The sequence below is a fragment of the Kitasatospora sp. NPDC101155 genome, from assembly GCF_044768305.1.
Lineage (GTDB): Bacteria > Actinomycetota > Actinomycetes > Streptomycetales > Streptomycetaceae > Kitasatospora.
The window spans coordinates 117515-137496 of sequence record NZ_JBIWPN010000007.1; the positions used below are offsets into that span (position 1 = coordinate 117515).

Consider the following 19982-nt stretch of genomic DNA (forward strand, 5'->3'; position numbering starts at 1 on the left):
GGTGTGTTTCAGGCGGTCCGACCGGGGTGGGCGGTGGTCACCGTCCTCCCCGGGCGTGCCGGGCAATGTGGCGCAGCGCGGCGGCGAACTCCTCGGCCGCCCGCCGCACGGTCGCGGTGTCGTGGACGGCGGGGCGGTGGTGCCAGGTGAAGGCGAGACGGCCGTGCTGCGCCGCGCCCACCACCTCGACCGGGTGCGAGCCGCCGTCGCGGGGGTCGTGGTCCTGGCCGAAGGAGCCGAGTTCGGCCCGGACCAGGCCGTCCCCGGCGGCCTCGGGACGTGCGTCCCACTGGCCGAGGTAGTTGAAGACGACCTGGCCGTGCGCGCCGGCGGCCAGGCGCTCGCGGACTTCGGGCGGGCCGAAGGTGCGCAGGGCGCCGAAGCCCAGTCCGTTCGCCGGCACCTCGCGCAGCTGGCGGCGGACCGACTTCACCAGGGCGCGCCAGTCCCGGTCCGGGTCGAGGTCCTCGGGGGCGGGGACCTCGAAGGTGACCGGGTAGACGGTGGTGAACCAGCCGACCGTGCGGGACAGGTCCACGCCGTCCAGCACGTCCTCGCGGCCGTGGCCCTCCAGGTCCAGCCGGATCCGCTGGTGCCCGGTCCAACGGGCCAGCGCCAGGGCGAGGGCGGCCAGCAGCACGTCGTTGACGCGAGTGCGGTAGGCCGCCGGGGCGGCGCGCAGCAGCGCCTCGGTGTCCGCCTCGTCCAGTTCCACGGTGACCGCCGCGGTCTCGACGGCTGCGAACTCGACGGCCTCGGGCTCGACGGCCTCGGGCTCGACGGCTGCGGGCTCGGCGACGGTCCCGGCCGGTGAACTCGGAGCCGGGTGGGCGGTCACCGCTTGCTCCCAGTACGGCAGTTCGTGGTCCAGACCGCCCTCGGCGACATGGGCGGCGAGCCGCTGCGCCCACTCCCGGAAGGAGGTGCCGCGCTCCCCCAGGGTGATCGTGGCGCCCTGGACGGCCTGCCGGTAGGCGCTCTCCAGGTCGTCCCGCAGCACCCGCCAGGAGACGGCGTCGATCACCAGGTGGTGGGCGACCAGGAGCAGCAGGGCCGGGCGGCCCGGGCCGCCGGTGAACAGGGCCGCCCGCAGCAACGGGCCCCGGGCCAGGTCGAATCCGCCGTGCAGCTCGTCGGCGGCCTTGGCCATGGCCGCCTCGGCGTCCTCGGCGGACCGGCCGGTCAGGTCGTGGCGGACGAGGAGGTCGTCGGTGCGGGCCGGCGGCGGGTTGAACTGGTGCCAGCCCGTCTCCTCGCGGGTGAAGCGCATCCGCAGGGCGTCGTGGTGCTCCAGTAGGGCGTCCAGCGCGGCCCGCAGCGCCCGCGGGTCCGGGTCGGCGCCGAGTTCGAGCAGCGTCGACTGGTTGAAGTGGTGGTGGGCGGCGCGCGGGGTGGTGAGGAACCACTCCTGGATGGGGGTGAGCGGTACGTCGCCGGTCACCGGGCCGTCGTCGCCGGGTTCGGGGGCGTCGCGCACGACGGTGGCCAGTTCTGCCACGGTCTGGTGGGTGAACAGGTCCCGGGTGGCCAGGTGCAGACCGTCCCGGCGCAGCCGCGACACCACCTGCATGCTGAGGATGGAGTCGCCGCCGAGCAGGAAGAAGTTGTCGTCGGCGCCGACCTCCTCGATGCCCAGGACGTCGGCCCAGATCCGGGCGATCCGGCGTTCGGTGTCGGTCCCCGGCGCGCGGTACGGACCGGCCGCGCCCTGGGCCGGCCCGGGGTCGGGCAGGGCCCGCCGGTCGGTCTTGCCGTTCGGGGTGAGCGGCAGCCGTGCCAGCGGTACGAACACCGACGGGACCAGGTGCGGTGGCAGCGAGTCGGCCAGGTGGGCGCGCAGTTCCAGGGCGGAGGGGGCTTCCTGCGCCGGGTCGGCGGGGACGACGTAGGCGACCAGCCGGCCGCCGCCGGGGGCGTCGGCGCGGACGGTGACGACCGCGTCGCGCACCAGGGGGCTGCGGCGCAGCGCGCTCTCGATCTCCCCCGGCTCGATCCGGAAGCCGCGCAGCTTGATCTGGTCGTCGGCGCGGCCGGCGAACCGCAGCTGGCCGTCGGCGCCGCGGCGGGCGAGGTCGCCGGTGCGGTACATGCGTTCGCCCGGCGCGCCGTACGGGTCGGCGAGGAAGCGCCCCGCGGTCAGCCCCGGGCGGCCGAGGTAGCCGCGGGCGAGGCCTGGTCCGGCCAGATAGAGCTCCCCGGTCACGCCGGGCGGTACGGGCCGCAGGGCGGTGTCCAGGACGTAGGCGCGGGTGGCGCCGCTGGGGCGGCCGATCGCGGGGGTACCGGTGTCCGGCGTCAGCGGCCCGGTCCAGGTGGCGACCACCGTGGCCTCGGTCGGGCCGTAGGAGTTGACCATCCGGCGGCCGGGGGCCCAGGTGTCGACCAGGTCGGCCGGGCAGGCCTCGGCGCCGACGATCAGGGTGCGCAGGGCGGGTAGCGCGTCGGCCGTCTCCGGGTCCACGGTGGCCAGGGCCGCCGGTGGGATCAGGGTGTGGCTGATCCGCCGCCCGGCCAGGACCTCGGCCAGCCGCTCGCCGACCAGCGGCCCCTCCTCCCCGGTGACCAGCGCGGCCCCGCTGAGCAGGGAGACGCACAGTTCCAGCACGCAGGCGTCGAAGCTGGGTGAGGCGAACTGGAGCACCCGGTCGCCCGGGCCGACGGCGTACTGCTCGGCGGCGGCCGCGGCGAAGGCGGCGAGTCCTCGGTGGGTCACCAGCACGCCCTTGGGCGTCCCGGTCGACCCGGAGGTGTAGATGACGTACGCCGGGTGTCCGGGGCTGAGCGGGCGGGTGCGGTCGGCGTCGGTGGGCGGGGTCTGCGGCCCGTCCGCCGTCCACACCCCGGCCGGGTCGTCGAGCAGCACGGTGGCACCGGCGTCGCGCGTCATGAACTCCCGCCGCGGCGCCGGGTAGTCCGGGTCCACCGGGAGGAAGGCGCCGCCGGCCTTGGCGACGGCGAGCTGCGCGACCACCGCGGCCGCGCCGCGGGGCAGGGCGAGGGCGACCAGCCGCTCCGGTCCGACGCCGCGCCGGATGAGCTGGTGGGCGAGCCGGTTGGCCGCCCGGTCCACCTCGGCGTAGCTCAGTTCCCGTTCGCCGTCGAGCAGCGCCGGGGCGTCGGGGGTGCGGGCGGCCTGACGCTCGAACAGCTCGGCGAGGGTCGCCTCGGGCACCGGACGGAAGGTGCCGCGCGCCCGGTCGAGCTCGGCGGCGAGTTCGTCCGCACCGGCCAGCGGCAGCGCGCCGACGGGAAGCGCCGGGTCCTGGGCGAGGGCGGTCAGCAGGGTGCCGAGTTGGCCGACCATCCGCTCGGCCGTGGCGGGGTCGAACAGGTCAATGTTGTAGGTGAGCAGGCCGTGCAGCGCGCCGGAGTCCGTCTCGGCGAACTCGAGCACGAGGTCGAAGGCCGCCTGGGTGGACTCGCTCTCCACGTCCGTCACGGCGAGGCCCGGCAGGTCGAGGTCGACCGAGGGGGTGTTCTGCAGGACGACCAGGACCTGGAAGAGCGGGCTGCGGCTGGTGTCGCGCACCGGCTGCAGCTCGTCCACCACGCGCTCGAACGGCACGTCCTGGTGGGTGAAGGCGTCCAGGACGGTCCGCCGCACCTCGCCGAGGAGGTCGATGAAGGGCTGCCGGGGTTCGACCCGGGAGCGCAGCACCAGGGTGTTGACGAAGAAGCCGACGAGGTCCTGGGTCTCGGGCCGGTCGCGCCCGGAGGTGACGGTGCCGACGACGATGTCCTGGTCGCCGCTGAGCCGGGCGAGGTAGGCCTGGGCGGCGGCGACCAGCGTGGTGAACAGGGTGGCACCCCGGTCCCGGCCGACCCGGGCCAGTCGGCGGGCCGTGTCGGCGGGCAGGTCCATCCGGGCGGTGGCCCCGTTGCTGGTGCGCACCGCGGGCCGGGGCCGGTCGACGGGCAGGCGCAGCGGCTCGACGCCGGCCAGTTGCCCGGCCCAGTAGGCGAGTTGGCCGTCGCCGGGGTCGACGACGGCGCGCTGCCAGTGCGCGTAGTCGGCGTACTGCACCGGCAGCGGCGCCGGCCCGGGCTCCCCCGGGTCGAGTTCGGCGCGGTAGAGGTGGGCCAGGTCGGTGAGGAGGACGGCGGTCGACCAGCCGTCGGTGACGATGTGGTGCAGGGTCAGTGCCAGCACGTGGTCGTCGTCGGCCAGCCTGACCAGGCCGGTGCGCAGCAGCGGTCCGCGGCGCAGGTCGAAGGGGCGGGCGCGTTCGGCGGCGAGCAGCCCGCGCAGCACCGAATCCCGTTCCTGTTCCGGCAGTTCGGACAGGTCGCGCAGGTCGAGCGGCACCTCGCCCGGCGGGTGGACCAGCTGGACGCCATGGCCGTCGACACTGTCGAAGGTGGTGCGCAGCGACTCGTGGCGGGCCGTCAGGGCGGTCAGGGCCGCGCCGAGGGCGCCGGTGTCCAGTGCGCCGCGCAGGCGCAGCGCCAGCGCGGTCACGTACTCGGCGCCGCCGGGGGCGAACTCCTCCAGGAACCAGAGGCGTTGCTGGGCGTACGACATCGGCGCCGCGCCGTCCCGGGCGACCGGGACAACGGCCGGACGGCCCTGGCGGCCCTGGGCCTCGGTGAGCAGCCGGGCCAGGCCGGCCGGGGTGGGGTGGTCGAACACCGCCCGGGGGGTGAGGTCGGCGTCGAAGGCCTCGGCCAGGCGGGCGGCGAGCCGGATGCTGAGGATGGAGTCGCCGCCCAGTTCGAAGAAGCCGTCCTGCACGCCGGGCGGCGGGGTGTCCAGGACCTCCCCGAAGACCTCGGCGACGCGGCGCTCGGCCTCGGTGCGCGGCTCGACCCGCTCGCGGTGTCCGGTGCCGTGCTCCCGGTCCGGTGCCGGGAGGGCGCGCCGGTCGACCTTGCCGTTGCGGCTCAGCGGGAGGGCGGGGAGCGGGACGAAGGCGGCGGGGACGAGGTAGTCGGGCAGTGTGCGGGCGGCGAAGGCGCGCAGATCCTCCGGGTCGGCTCCGGCCGGGCCGACCACGTAGGCGACCAGCCGCTTGGCGCCGGAGTGGTCCTCGTGGACGGCCACGGCGACGTCGGTGACCCGCGGGTGGGCGGCGAGCGCGGCCTCCACCTCGCCGGGTTCGACCCGGAAGCCGCGGATCTTCACCTGGTCGTCGGCGCGGCCGAGGAACTCGACGGCGCCGTCCGGGCGCCGCCTGGCCAGGTCGCCGGTGCGGTACATCCGGGCACCGGGCGGGCCGGCCGGGTCGGCGAGGAAGCGGGCCGCGGTCTCGCCGGGCCGGCCCAGGTAGCCGCGGGCCACGCCCTCACCGGCCACGTACAGTTCGCCCGCGCAGCCCGGCGGGACGGGCCGCAGGCGCCGGTCGAGGACGTGGACGCGCCGGTCGTCCAGGGGGTGGCCGATGGGCACGGTGTCGGGCACCGCCGCCGCCTCGGTGAGGGCGCAGGAGGTGGCGAAGGTGGTGGTCTCGGTGGGCCCGTAGCCGTCCACCACGGTCAGCCCGGGGCAGGCCGCCAGGACCCGGCGGACCGCGGCGGCGGGCACCGTGTCCCCGCCGGTCCACAGCGTGCGCAGGCCCGCGAAGCAGTCCGGCGCGTCCTGGGCGAGCAGCCGGAAGAGTCCGGCGGTGAGCCAGAGCGCGGTCGGCCCGTCGGCCCCGGCGAGCCTGCGCAGCAGCGCGGCGTCCACCGGCCCGTCGGGGGCGACGAGCACGCAGCCGCCGTTCAGCAGCGGCGCCCAGACCTCGAAGGTGGCGGCGTCGAAGGCCACCGGTGAGTGCAGCAGGACCCGCTCGCACCGGCCGTCGGCGAAGCGGCTGTCGGTGGCGAGCGAGGCCACGTCGCGGTGCCGTACCGCGACGGCCTTGGGCTCCCCGGTGGATCCGGAGGTGAACATCACGTAGGCCAGCCGGTCGGGGTCGGCCGGCGGCAGGGCCGGCGCCGACCCGGCCGCCTCCGCGCGGGCGGCGGCGACCTGCTCGGCGGTGAGCCGGCGGGCGACGCCGGCCCGGGCGAGCAGGGCGCGGCGGCGTTCCTCGGGGGCCCGCAGGTCGACCGGCAGGTAGGCGCCGCCCGCCTTGAGAACGGCCAGTTGGGCGACGACGAGTTCGGCCGAGCGGTCCATCGGCAGCGCCACCCGGGCCTCGGGCGCCAGGCCCTCGGCCAGCAGTCGGGCGGCCACCCGGTCCGACCAGTGGTCGAGCTCGCGGTAGGTCAGTTCGCGGGCGCCGTCGCGCACCGCGGGCGCGTCGGGGCTGCGGCGGGCCTGCTCGGCGAATCGCGTCAGCGGGCTGCCGGGCGCCGCCGGACGGGCGGTGGGGTGCCAGGCGGCCAGCAGCTGCCGGTCGGCCGGGGTGAGCGGGTCCAGGTCGTCGATGGCGCCCGCGAGGCCCTCGGCGAGGGCGCCGAGCAGGCGGGCCAGGCGGTCCGCCGCGTCCTGGGCCGTCCGGTGGTCGAACAGCCCGGGGTCGTAGGCCAGGTCGAAACCGAGCCGCTCGGTCAGGTGGGCGCGCAGGCACCAGGGGAACGTGGTGGCGTCGTCGGCACGCACCTCGACCACCCGGACCCCGGTCCTGGCCGCGGCCGACTCGTCGACGGGATAGTTCTCGAAGACCAGCATGCTGTCGAACAGCGCCTCCCCGGCGGGCAGTTCGCTCAGCGCCTGGATCCGGGACAGCGCCAGGTGGTCGTGGCGACGGCCGTCGCTCTGCCGTTCCTGCAGGTCCCGCAGCCAGGGCAGCACAGCGCCGGAAGGTATCCGCACCCTGGTCGGCACGGTGTTGATGAACAGGCCGATCATCGACTCCACGCCGGGCAGTTCGGCCGGGCGCCCGGACACGGTGGTACCGAAGACCACGTCGTCGCCACCGCCGTAGCGCGCCAGCAGCAGGGCCCAGGCGCCCTCCACCACGGTGTTGACGGTCAGTCCGGCCGCGGCGGCGTTCTCCCGCAGCCGGCGGGACAGCACCTCGTCCAGTTCGCGGTGGACGGCGGCGGTGGCCCGGGCGCGGTGGGCCTGGAGCGGCGGGCGGTCGTACGGCAGCGGGGTCCGTTCGGTGAATCCGGCCAGGGCGTCGGCCCAGTGGTCCTCGGCCGCGTCCTGGTCCTGCTCGCGCAGCCAGTCCAGGAAGTCCGCGAACGGCCGCCGGACCGGCCGGGGCGCCTGGGGGCCGCCGGTCAGCGCGGCGTACTCCTCGCAGACCTCGGTGAGCAGCTGCCCGGTGCTCCAGCCGTCCAGGACGATGTGGTGGGTGGACCACAGCAGCAGCACCTCGTCGCCGGGCAGCGCGGCCAGGGTGAGCCGGGTGAGCGGAGCGGTGGAGAGGTCCAGCCCGGCGGCGCGGTCCTCGGCGAGCAGCCGCTCGGTCGCCGACTCCCGCTGCTCCGGCGCCAGTTCGCGCCAGTCCCGGTGGCTGACGGGCAGCGCGGCGCGGCGGGCGACCAGCTGGACGGGGTGCGGCAGGCCGCGCCAGTGCACGCTGGAGCGCAGTGCCGGGGTGCGGTCGGCGACCCGCTGCCAGGCGTCGGCGAAGGCCCGCGGGTCGGCGACGCCGGCCAGCCGCACCGCGACCCGGTCGACGTAGGCGCCGTCGGTGTCCACCAGCCCGTGGAAGAGCATGCCGGACTGCAGCGGGGTCAGCGGCAGCACGTCCTCGACCTCGCGCCCGTCGCCGACCAGCCGGTCCAGCTGGTCCTGGTCGAGGCCGGCCAGCGGGAAGTCCGACGGGGTGCGGCCGCCGGCCCCGGGGCGGGCGCAGTGCTCCGCCACCTCCCGCAGCGCGGCGCGCATCTGCTCGGCGAGGCCGCGCACGAGTGCCTCGTCGTAGACGGCGGCGGGGTAGGTCCAGCCCAGTTCGAGGCGGCCGTCCTGGACGACGCCGGTGACCTCCAGCAGATAGGGGCGGGGCTCGTCCGGGTCGCTGTCGCGGCCGGCCGGAGGCAGCTGGCCGCGGACCAGGCCGTCGGCGCCGCCGCGGCCGTCCCACTGGCCGTGGTAGTTGAAGCCGACCTGCGGCGCGGCGTGGCCGGTCGGTGGGCTGTCCGGCCGCAGGTGGCGCAGCGCGCCGTAGCTGAGTCCGCGCAGCGGGACGGCGCGCAGCTGCTCCTTGACCGAGCGCAGGGTGTGGTGCCAGCCGGCCTGGGGATCGACGTGCAGGGCGAGCGGGAACTCGGCGGTGAACCAGCCGACCGTCCGGGACAGGTCCAGGTCCTCGAAGAGGTCCTCGCGGCCGTGCCCCTCCACCCCGATCAGCACGGTGTCCCGCTCGCACCAGCGGGCCAGGGTGCGGCCGAGGGCGCTGAGCAGGACGTCGTTGACCTGGGTGCGGTAGACCTCGGGCACGTGGCGCAGCAGGGCCTCGGTGGTCCGCTCGTCCAGCGTGACGGTGACGGTGGCGGCGGTGGCGTGGGTGTTGGGGGCGGGCCGGCCGGCGGGCAGGCCCGCGGGGGCCGTGCCGGTGGCGGTCCAGTGGGCGGCGTCGCCGTCCAGGGCGCCGGCGCGGGTGTGCCGCTCCAGCCGGGTGGCCCAGTGGCCGTAGGCGGTGCCGGCCGACGGCAGTTCCACCGGCGCTCCGGCGCGGGCCGCGCGGTAGGCCGTTTCGAGGTCGGCCAGCAGGATGCGCCAGGAGACCCCGTCCACGGCCAGGTGGTGGACGGTGAGGACGAGTTGGCCGGGCAGCTGCCCGCCACGGTCGAAGTGCAGGGCGCGGACGGTGCGGCCCTCGACGGGGTCGAGCGAGCGCTGGGCCTCCTCGGTGGCCCGCTGCACCCGCTCCTCCAGGGCGGTGGCGTCGAGGCCGGCGGCGTCGTGGTGGCTGAGGACGCCCTCCGGCCGCCGGTCCGCCACCTCCTGGCGCCAGCCGGCCCCGGTGTGGCGGAAGCGGGTGCGCAGCGCGGCGTGGTGGTCCACGAGGGCCAGGACGGCTTGGCGCAGGGCTTCCGGGTCGGTGCCGGGGGCGAGTTCCAGGCGCTGGGTCATGGTGAAGCGCAGGGCGTCGCCGGGGCGGCGGCCGTCGAGGTACCAGTGCTGGATCGGGGTGAGCGGCGCCTCGCCGGGTGCGCTCTCGCCCGGGTCCGGGCGCTCGACCGACTCCGTGACGTTGAGCGCCAGTTCGGCGATGTTCTGGTGCCGGAAGACGTCCTTGGCGGTGAGCGCGAGCCCGGCGGCCCGGGCCCGGGAGACGATCTGGATGCTGAGGATGGAGTCGCCGCCGAGCGCGAAGAAGTTGTCCCGGGCACCGATCCGCTCCACGCCCAGCACCTCGGCCCAGATCGCGGCGAGTCGCTGCTCGGTGCCGGGGCGCGGTGCGACGTACGGGGTGGCGCTGTCGGGCCGGCTCGGCGGCGCGGGCAGCGCGCGCCGGTCCGTCTTGCCACTGGTGGTGCGGGGGATCCGGGCCAGCGGGACGAACGCGGCGGGCACCAGGTGGTCGGGCAGGGTCCGCCGCAGCCAGGCCCGCAGTTCGTCGGCGGGCGGCACCCGGTCGCCGACCGGCACCGGGTAGCCGACGAGCATCGTGCGGCCCGCGTGCTCGCGGGCGGCGACCGCGCAGTCGGCGACGTCCGGGTGGGTCAGCAGGGCGGCCTCCACCTCGCCGGGCTCGATCCGGAAACCGCGGATCTTGAGCTGCTCGTCGACCCGGCCGAGGAACTCCAGCTGCCCGTTCGCGTCCCAGCGCGCCGAGTCGCCGGTGCGGTACATCCGGGTGCCCGGGGCGCCGAACGGGTCGGCGAGGAAGCGGGCGGCGGTCAGCCCGGGCCGGTTCAGGTAGCCGCGGGCCACCTGGGCACCCGCCAGGTACAGCTCCCCCGGCATGCCGGGCGGGACCGGCCGCAGGGCGCCGTCGAGCAGGTAGGCCCGCAGGTTGCGGCCGGGGCGGCCGATGACCGGGCGGCCGGGGTGGTCGGCGCACCGGGTGTAGGCGGCGTCGACGGTGCACTCGGTCGGCCCGTACAGGTTGTAGGCGGTGACGCCGAAGTCGGCGTGTGCCGCGCACAGCTCCCGCCAGGTGGCGGCGGGCAGGGCCTCACCGCCGATCAGCAGCAGGCGGGGGTGGTGCGGGCCGGGTGCGAGCAGACCGGCGGCGATGAGTTCGCGCAGGAAGGAGGGGGTGACGTTCACCACGTCCAGCCGGCGTTCGACGACCAGGGCGCGGAACGCCTGCGGGTCCAGCCGGACGTCCTCGTCGATCAGATGGAGTTCCTGGCCCAGCGCGAGCAGCAGCGGGCTCTCCCAGCTGGTGTCGAAGGAGAGGGAGGCGCTGAGCGCGACCCGCAGCCGGCTGCCGTCGGCGGTGCGCGGCGTGACCAGTTCCTCGCGGTGGTCCCGGCAGAGGTTGAGCAGCTGCCGGTGCTCGACGGCCACGCCCTTGGGTCGGCCGGTCGAGCCGGAGGTGAAGACGACGTAGGCGGTGTGCTGCGGCAGCAGCGGGCAGGTCCGGTCGGCGTCGGTGAGGTTGTGGTCGGGCAGCGCGTCCCAGGGCACCTCGCGCAGCATCCGCTCGGTCACCACGGCCTGCGGCCGGGCGTCGCCGAGCAGGAGGGCGGCCCGTTCCTCCGGCAGATCCAGGTCGACGAAGAGCACGGCGGCGCCCGCCTTGAGCACCGCTAACAGCGCCGCCACCAGGTCCGAGGTGCGCGGCAGCCGGACCGCGACCAGCTGCTCCGGGCCGGCGCCGAGGGCGACCAGGTGGCGGGCGAGCCGGTTGGCCCGGGCGTTGAGGGCGGCGTAGTCGAGGACGGCGTCCCGGGCGACCAGGGCGGTGGCGTGCGGGGTGCGGGCGACCTGCGACTCGAACAGGGCCGGAAAGGTGGTGTCCGGCTCCGCGGGCAACGCCTCGCCCCGCCCCTGTGTCAGTACCCGGTGCCGCTGGTCGGCCGTCATCAGGGGCAGGTCGCCGACGGCCGTGGCCGGGTCCTCGGCCGCGGCCTCCAGGAGGGACCGCAGCCAGGCCGCCAGGTTCTCGGCGGTCCGCGGGTCGAACAGCCCGGTGTTGTACTCCAGGTGGCCGGTCAGTCCGCCGTCGCCCTCGACGAAGTCGAAGGAGAGGTCGAAGGTGGCGCCCAGGACCGGCGGGGTGACCGGCTCGACCACCAGGCCCGGCAGCCGCGGCACCTCGGCGCCGAGGTTGTGCAGGGCCACCATGACCTGGAACAGCGGTGTGCGGCTGGTGTCGCGCTCCGGCTGGAGCTCGTCCACCAGCCGTTCGAAGGGCGCCTCCTGGTGGCCGAGGGCCTCCAGGACGGTGGCCCGGGCGGCGGCCAGCAGCTCGCGGAAGGACGACTCCGGGCGGACCTCGCCGCGCAGCACCAGGGTGTTGACGAACATGCCGACCACGTCGTGGAGTTCGCCGTGCTCGCGGCCCGAGGTGACGGTGCCGACGGCGATGTCCCGCTGCCCGGCCCAGCGGGCGAGCAGCACCTGACAGGCCGCCAGCAGCACGGTGTAGAGGGTGCCGTCGGCCTCCCGGCCCCGCTCGCGCAGCCGTGCGGTCAGCTCGGCGGGCAGCGTGAAGGTGACCAGGGCGCCGTCCCGGCCGCGCACCGCCGGGCGCGGCCGGTCGGTGGGCAGCTCCAGCGGGGCCAGCCCGGCCAGGGCCTGCCGCCAGTACGCGAGGTCGGCCTCGGTCCGGTCGGTGCGGGCGCGCTGCCAGGCCGCGAAGTCGATGTAGCGCACGGGCAGTGCGGGCAGGTCCGGGCGGCGGCCGCCCAGGGCCGCCGCGTACAGTTCGGCCAGGTCACGGCCCAGGACGTCCATCGACCAGCCGTCGGTGGCGATGTGGTGCACCGCCAGCGCGAGCACGTGCTCGTCCTCGGCCGTCCGGGCCAGCCGGGCCCGCAGCAGGGGCCCGGCGGCGAGGTCGAAGGGGGTGGCGGCGATCCGCTCCAGCAGCGCGTCGAGGCCCGCCGGGTCGAGGTCCTCGCAGGGCAGCTCGACCGGGTGCGGCGGGCGCACCACCTGTCGGGCCCGGCCGTCCCGCTCGGCGAAGGTGGTCCGCAGCGCCTCGTGCCGCTCGACCAGGGCGTCCAGCGCGGCGCCCAGCGCGGCGCGGTCGAGCACTCCGCGCAGGCGCAGCACGGCCAGCGTGGTGTACTCGGTGCTGCCCGGCTCGAAGCGGTCGAGGAACCAGAGCCGCTGCTGGGCGTAGGACAGCGGCGGTTCGGCGTCCATGCCCTCGACAAGAGGTGTCGCGAGGACGGGGATGGCGGCGGGGGCGGTGCCGGCCGGCTCGCCGAGGGCTTCGGCCAGGTCCGCCAGCACGGGGTGGGTGAACAGCAGCCGGGGCGAGAGGTCCGCGCAGCCGAAGGCCGCGCGAAGCCGGGCGGTGACCCGGACGGCGAGGATGGAGTCGCCGCCGAGGGCGAAGAAGTCGTCCTCGACCCCGGCCTCGGCGGTGTCCAGCACCTCCGTCCAGGCGGCGGCGACCAGCCGCTCGGCGCGGGTGCGGGGTGCGGTGCGCGTACGGCCGGCGGCGAAGCCGTCCGGACCGGGCACGGGCAGCGCGCGCCGGTCGAGCTTGCCGTTGGGGGTCAGCGGCAGGGCCGCCATCGGGACGTAGGCGGCGGGTACCAGGTAGGCGGGCAGCAGCCGTTCCAGGTGGGCGCGGAGTTCGGCGGCGGTCGGGGGCCGGTCCGCGCCCTGGCCGGCGACGACGTGGGCGACCAGTCGGCGGGTGCCGGCGGCGTCCTGGTGGACGCCGACGGTGGCGAGGCCCACGCCCGGGTGGGTGTGCAGGGCGGCCTCGATCTCGCCGGGTTCGATCCGGTAGCCGCGGATCTTGACCTGCTGGTCGGCGCGGCCCAGGTAGCGCAGGGTGTCGTCGGCCTGGCGGCGGACCCGGTCGCCGGTGCGGTACATCCGGGTGCCCGGGGCGCCGAACGGGTCGGCGAGGAAGCGGGCGGCCGTCAGCCCGGGCCGGTTGAGGTAGCCGCGGGCCAGGCCCTCGCCCGCGACGTACAGTTCGCCCACCGCGCCGGGGGGCACCGGGGCGAGGTCGGCGTCGAGCACGTACAGCCGCAGGTCCGGGATGCCGGTGCCGATCGGGCCCGGGCCGCCGGCGGCGGCGGTCGCCCGGTCCAGCGGGGCGTGGGTGACGTGCACGGTCGTCTCGGTGATGCCGTACATGTTGACCAGGCGCGGCGCGTCCTGCGGGTGGCGGGCGTACCAGTCGGCGAGCCGGGTGACGTCCAGTGCCTCACCGCCGAAGACCACCGTGCGCAGGGCGAGTTCGCACGGGTTCTCGTCGTCCGCGCGGATCAGCGGGTAGAACGCGGACGGGGTCTGGTTGAGCACGGTGACCCGCTCGTCGGCGAGCAGCCGCAGGAAGTCCTCCGGCGAGCGGGCGGTGGACTCGGGCACGACGACGAGCCGGCCGCCGTGCAGCAGCGGGCCCCACAGCTCCCATACCGAGAAGTCGAAGGTGTAGGAGTGGAAGAGCGTCCAGACGTCCTGGGCACCGAAGCCGAACAGCTCCCGGGTCTGCTCGAACAGCCGCACCACGTTGGCGTGGGGCACCACGACGCCCTTGGGGCGGCCGGTGGAGCCGGAGGTGAAGATGGCGTAGGCGGGGCTGTCGGGAAGTGGCCGGTGACCGGGGGCGGGCGGGCCGGCCGGGCGGCGGGCCAGGTCGGCGCGCACCCGCGGGTCGTCCAGGGCGACGACAGGCACCTCGGCAATTTCGGCCGAGGGCGTCACCAGGGCCACCGGGGCTGCGTCGCGCAGCAGTTGGGCGCGGCGTTCGGCCGGCAGGCCCGGGTCGAGCGGCAGATAGGCCGCGCCGGTCTTCAGGACGGCGAGGACGGCCACCACCAGCTCGGCCGTCCGGGGCAGGGCGAGGGCGACGAACCGCTCGGGCCCGGCGCCGAGTTCGGCCAGCCGGTGGGCGAGCCGGCCGGCCCTGGCGTCCAGGGTGGCGTAGTCGAGGTGCTCGGCCCCGCAGGTGACGGCCTCGGCGTGCGGGGTGCGGGCGGCCTGCGCCTCGAAGAGGTCCACCAGGGTGTGGGTGGGCCGGCCGTGCGCGGTGCCGTTCCGGTCGACCAGCAGGCGGTGCCGCTCCTCGGCGGTGGTCCAGGCCAGGGCGCGCAGCGGGCGGTCCAGTCCCCCGGCCAGTTCGGTGAGCAGCAGGCACAGCCGCTCGGCGAGGCCGCGGACGGTCGCGGCGTCGAACAGCTCCGGATCGTAGGCGAGGTCGAAGCCGAGGTGCGCCCCCTGGTGGGCGCGCAGGACCAGCGGGTAGTTGGTGGCGTCCCGGGAGGAGACCTCCGCGAGGCGCACCCCGGTGCCGGCCGTGCGGGCGTCGTCGAAGGGGTAGTTCTCGAAGGCGACGATGCTGTCGAACAGCGCGCTGCCGCGCGGTACGTCGCTGAACCCGGTGAGCTCGGCGAGGGACACCGCGGCGTGGCGCCGGCCCTCGGCCTGGGCCTCCTGCAGTTCCCGCAGCCAGGCGGCGGCGGTGCGGCGGCCGTCCACCCGGACCCTGCTGGGCAGGGTGTTGATGAACATGCCGATCATCGACTCGACGCCGGGCAGTTCCTCGGGGCGGCCGGAGACGGTCGTGCCGAACAGGACGTCCGGCTCGCCGCTGTAGCGGGACAACAGGAGGGCCCAGGCTCCCTGGACCACGCTGCCGAGGGTCAGCCCGGCCTGCCGGGCGGTGCGGGCCAGGCGCTCGGAGGCCTCCTCGGACAGGCGCGCGGTGTGGGTGTCCGCCGACCGGGCCCGGTGGGCCCCGCGGCGCACCCGGTCGGCGGGCAGCGGGGTCGCGGTGGCGAAGCCGGCCAGGACGCCCCGCCAGTGCGCGCGGGCGGCCTCGTCGTCCTGGTCGGCCAGCCAGCGGACGTAGTCGGCGAACGGGCGGCGCACGGCCGGGGTCGGCGCACCCTCGGTGGTGAGCGCCGCGTACTCCTCGAACACGTCGGTGAGCACCTGGGCCAGGCTCCAGCCGTCCAGGATCAGGTGGTGGGAGGTCCACAGCAGCTGCAGGCGGGCCTCGGGCAGCCGGACCAGGGTGAGCCGGGTCAGCGGCGCCGTGGCGATGTCCAGCCCCTGGGCGAGGTCGTCGGCGCGCAGCCGGGCCAGCCGGTCGACGCGCTCGCGCGGGTCGAGCGCCCGAAGGTCCAGGTGGGTCACCGGCAGCCGGACGCCACGGCGCACCACCTGCAGCGGGCGGGGGACGCCCTCCCAGCGCACGGAGGTGCGCAGCGCGGGCGTACGGTCGGCGACCCGCTGCCAGGCGAGGGCGAACGCGTGCGGGTCGCCCACGCCCTCCAGCAGCAGGGCGGCCTGGTCCACGTAGACGTCGTCCGGGCCGCCGACCAGGCGGTGGAAGAGCATGCCCTCCTGGAGCGGGGTGAGCGGTAGCAGGTCCTCGACGTCCCGCCCGTCGCCGACGATCCGGTCCACGGCGGCCTGGTCGAGGCCGGCCAGCGGGAAGTCGGAAGGGGTGCGGCCGCCCGCGTCGGGGCGGGCGCAGTGCTCGACGACGGCGGTCAGCGCGTCGGCGGTGGCCCGGGCCAGGGCCTGGACGGTGGCCGTCTCGTGTGCCTGCTCGCTGTAGTGCCAGGTGAGTTCCAGCTCGCCGTCGGCGACCACGGCGGAGACGTCGAGCAGGTGGTCCAGCGGCTCGTGCGGGGCGAGGTCCCGGCCGGGGGTGTCGCCGGCGGGGGCGAAGTCGCCGGCCGCGGGGGCGGTCCACTGCCCGTGGTAGTTGAAGCAGACCTGTGGCAGCGGGACGTCCCGCAGGGGGCGGGCCGCCGGGTCGGGTGAGCCCAGGCGGGCGAGGGCCTCGTAGCCCAGGCCGCGGCGGGGTACGGCCCGCAGCCGCTCCTTGACCTGCTTGAGCGTGGCGGCCCAGTCCGGAGCGTCGGCCGGGCCGACCGGGCTGAGGGTGACGGGGTACTGGGTGGTGAACCAGCCGACGGTCCGGGAGAGGTCCAGCCCGTCGAACAGGTCCTCCCGGCCGTGGCCCTCCAGGGCGACGGTGACCTCCCCGGTGCCGGTCCAGTCGGCGAGGGCCCGGCCCAGTGCGCTGAGCAGTACGTCGTTGACCTGGGTCCGGTAGACCTCGGGGACCTTCCGCAGCAGCGCCTCGGTGGTGGCGCGGTCCAGCCGGGTGCGCAGGGTGCGCACGGAGCCGGCCGACGGGGTGCCTCCGGGGTGGTCGACGGGCAGCGGCTCGGCCGGTGCCCCTGCTTCGGCCGTCCAGTACGGCAGGTCCTCGTCGAGCCCGCCGGACCGGACCAGTTCGCTGAGGTCGCGGGCCCAGTCGGTGAACACGGTGGGCTCGGGTGCCAGGCTCGGTTCGGCGCCCGCCGCCGCCTGCCGGTAGGCCTGTTCCAGGTCGGCGAGCAGCACCCGCCAGGAGAAGCTGTCCACGGCCAGGTGGTGGGCCGTCAGGAAGAGCTGGGGACGGGCCTCGCCGGCCGGGCCCGGACGGACGTCGCTCAGCAGGACGGCGCGCAGCAGTTCGCCGGTGGCCGGGTCGAGGGCGGCGCGGGCGGCGTCGGCGGCCTCGGCCCGGTCCGCCGCCGGATCGAGCCGGGTCAGCGGCGCGGTGTCCGGGGCCTCGACCGACTGCTGGCGCCAGCCGTCCGCGCCCCGGGTGAACCGGGTGCGCAGCGCCGGGTGGGCGGCCACGACGGCCCGCAGCGCCCGTTCCAGGGCCGGTTCGTCGAGCTGCTGCGGCAGGTCGAGCAGCATCGACATGCTGAAGCGGCTCAGCGGGCCGTGGGTGGCGAAGAACCATTCCTGGACCGGGGTCAGCGGGGCCGGTCCGTCCCCGTGCCGCGGCCGGGGGGCGGCCGCGGCGGTGGCCGGGCGGACCGCGGCGACCAGGTCGGCGACGGTCTGGTGGCGGAAGACGTCCTGGGAGCCGATCCGCAGGCCGGCCGCGCGGGCGCGGGAGACCGCCTGGATGCTCAGGATGGAGTCGCCGCCGAGCTCGAAGAAGTTGTCCGTGACACCGACCCTGGGCACGCCCAGCACCTCGGCCCAGATGCGGGCGAGGGTCTCCTCCTCGGGGGTACGCGGTGCGGTGAACTCCCCTTCCCGAACGCCGGTTTCGGGTTCGGGGGCGGGCAGTGCGCGACGGTCCAGCTTGCCGCTGACGGTGAGCGGCAGGGCGTCCAGCTCGGTGAAGGAGGACGGCACCAGGTGGTCGGGCAGCACCCGCCGCAGGGCCGCCCTCAGGTCGGCGGCCGGGCGGGCCGCTCCCTCGGCGAGGACCAGGTAGGCGGCCAGCCGGATGTGGCCGCGCGCGTCGGGCACGGCGGCGACGGCGGCGGCGGCGACCTCGGGCAGGTCGAGCAGCGCGGCCTCGACCTCGCCGGGTTCGATCCGGTGGCCGCGCACCTTGACCTGGTCGTCGGCGCGCCCGAGGTACTCCAGGCGCCCGTCGGCGGTCCAGCGGGCCAGGTCGCCGGTGCGGTACATCCGGCTGCCGGGCGGGCCGAAGGGGTCGGCGAGGAAGCGGGCGGCGGTCAGCCCCGGCCGCCCGAGGTAGCCGCGGGCGATCTGCCGGCCCGCCAGGTGGAGTTCGCCGCTCACCCCGGGCGGCACCGGCTGCAGCCGGCCGTCCAGGACGTACGCCCGGACGTTGGGCAGCGGACGGCCCACCAGCGGCCGGTCCGCTCCGGCGATGCGGCAGGCCAGCGCGTCGACCGTGCACTCGGTGGGGCCGTAGTAGTTGTAGGCGGCGGTGTCCGGGCGCCCGGCGAGTTCGCGCCAGAGCCGGGGCCCGACCGCCTCGCCGCCGAGCATCAGCACCCGCGGGCGGTGCCGCGGGTCGTCGAGCAGCCCGGCGGGCAGCAGTTGGCGCAGGTAGGAGGGGGTCACGTCGAGGAAGTCGACGCGGTGCCGCACGACGTACTCGACCAGGGCCGCCGGGTCCATCCGGGTCGCCTCGTCGACCAGGTGCAGCGGGTGGCCGTCGGCCATCAGCAGCACGCCCTCCAGGGAGGTGTCGAAGGAGAACGAGGCGGTCAGCGCCACGCGCAGCGGTCCGCCGCCGGCGTCGGCGACGAAGCCCGCCCGGTGGGCGGCCAGCAGGTTCACCAGCGCCCGGTGCGGGACGGCGACGCCCTTGGGGCGGCCGGTGGAGCCGGAGGTGTGGAGCACGTACGCGGTGTTCGCCGGGTGCAGCGGGGCGCTCCGGTCGGCGTCGGTGGGGTCGGTGCCCGGCCCGGTGGCGGGCAGCGCGCGCAGCGCCGCCTCGTCCAGGACCAGGGCCGGGCGGGCGTCGTCCAGGAGCTGGCGGACCCGCTCGGCCGGCAGCGCCGGGTCCAGTGGCAGGTAGCCGGCGCCGGCCTTCCAGACGGCGACCATCGCGATGACCATGTCGGCGGTGCGCGGCAGGCGCAGTGCGACGAGGCGTTCGGGGCCGGCGCCGAGCGCGATGAGGTGGTGGGCGAGCCGGTTGGCGCGGGCGTTGAGCGTCGCGTAGTCGAGGCACTGTGCCCCGGCGACCAGCGCCGGGGCGTCCGGGGTCAACGCCGCCCGGCGTTGCAGCAGTTCGGGGTAGGTGGTGTCCGCCACGGGCAGTTCGGTGGCGTTCCACTCCCGGGTCAGCTGCCCGGTCTCCTGCGCGGAGAGCAGCGGCAGGGTGCCGATCGGGCGGTCCGGTTCGGCGGCGGCGCCCTCCAGCAGCCGCAGCAGCTGGTCGGTCATCCGTCGTGCGGTGCCGGCGTCGAAGAGGTCGGCGCGGTACTCCAGCGCACCGGTGAGCGCCTCGCCGTCCGGGACGAACTCCACACTGAGGTCGAAGGTGGCGGCCTGTCGGGGCACGGCGACCGGGGAGAGCGCCAGCCCGTGCGGGGCGTCGGCCGCGGACGGCGCCGGGTGCAGCAGGACGAGTACGTCGAACAGCGGGTTGCGGCCGGCCTCGCGGGGCGCGCCGACCGCCTCGACCAGCCGCTCGAAGGGCGTGTCACCGTGCGCGAGCGCGTCGTTGCCGGTCTCGGTGGCGGCCGCCAGCAACGCGCGGAAGGAGCCTGCGGACTCCACCCGGGTACGCAGCACCACGGTGTTGACGAAGCAGCCGACGGCCCGCTCCAGCTCGGTGCGGGAGCGCCCGGGTGTCAGGGAGCCGACGGTGACGTCCTCCTGGCCGGACCAGCGGGCCAGCAGGGCCTGGGTGGCGGCGACCAGGGCGGTGTGGAGCGTGCCGTGCCGCTCGGCCGCGAGTTCACGCAGCCGGGTGGTGAGCCGGGCGGGCACGGTGAAGGTGTGGACGGCTCCGGGGCCCGCCTCCTCGCCGCGGCGCGGCCGGTCCAGCGGCAGCTCCGGCGCCACCGCTCCGGCCAGCTTCCCCTTCCAGTACGTCAGCTGTCTGTCCAGTCGGTCGCCGGAGAGCTGCTCGCGCTGCCAGACCGCGAAGTCCGGGTACTGGGTGGCCACCGGGGGCAGCTCCGGTCGGACGCCCCGGGCCAGGGCGTCGTAGGCGGTGCACAGCTCGTCCAGGACGACGCCCATCGACCAGCCGTCGGTGACGATGTGGTGCGCGGTCAGTTGGAGGACGTGCGAGGTGTCGGACTCGCGCACCAGCAGGGCGCGCAGCAGCGGCCCCTGCCGCAGGTCGAAGGGGCGGGAGTACTCCTCGCCCAGGAGCGTGTCGAGGTCCTGCGGCCCGGTGCTCTCCCGGACCGGCAGCGGCGGCGGCTCGGCCGGCCGTACGGTCTGGACCGGCCGGCCGTCGGTCTCGTCGAAGGTGGTCCGCAGCCCCTCGTGGCGCGCCGTGACGGCGGCCAGCGCCCCGGCGAGCGCGGTGCGGTCCAGCGGGCCGGTGAACCGGACGGCGACGGCGCTGTTGTAGCGGGGGTCGCCGGGCCGCAGGCGGTCCAGGAACCACAGGCGCTGCTGGACGAAGGAGGGCGGCAGCGGGAGGCTGCGGTCGGCGCGCGGGATGCCCCCCTCGGCGGCGCCGGACCGTCCGGCCAGCCGGAGCCGCAGGGCTTCCCGCAGGTCGGCGGGCAGGGCCGCGGCGCGGTCTCGCTTCGAAGGCGTCATGGTCGTC

The 19982-nt window shown here is 76.4% G+C and carries 1 protein-coding gene; it reads right to left on the minus strand.

The window, feature by feature from the left end; translation table 11 throughout:
• Nucleotides 1–37 precede the first annotated feature (37 nt).
• Nucleotides 38–19975 (minus strand): non-ribosomal peptide synthase/polyketide synthase, encoded by a 19938-nt coding sequence (locus ACIRYZ_RS13140; RefSeq protein WP_402942962.1) that lies wholly within the window; start codon nt 19973–19975, stop codon nt 38–40.
• Nucleotides 19976–19982: the final 7 nt, after the last annotated feature.

What these genes read in the sequence shown, in the direction of transcription:
- ACIRYZ_RS13140 (WP_402942962.1), bottom strand. Translation starts at nt 19,975, where the DNA reads ATGACGCCTTCGAAGCGAGACCGCGCCGCGGCCCTGCCCGCCGACCTG.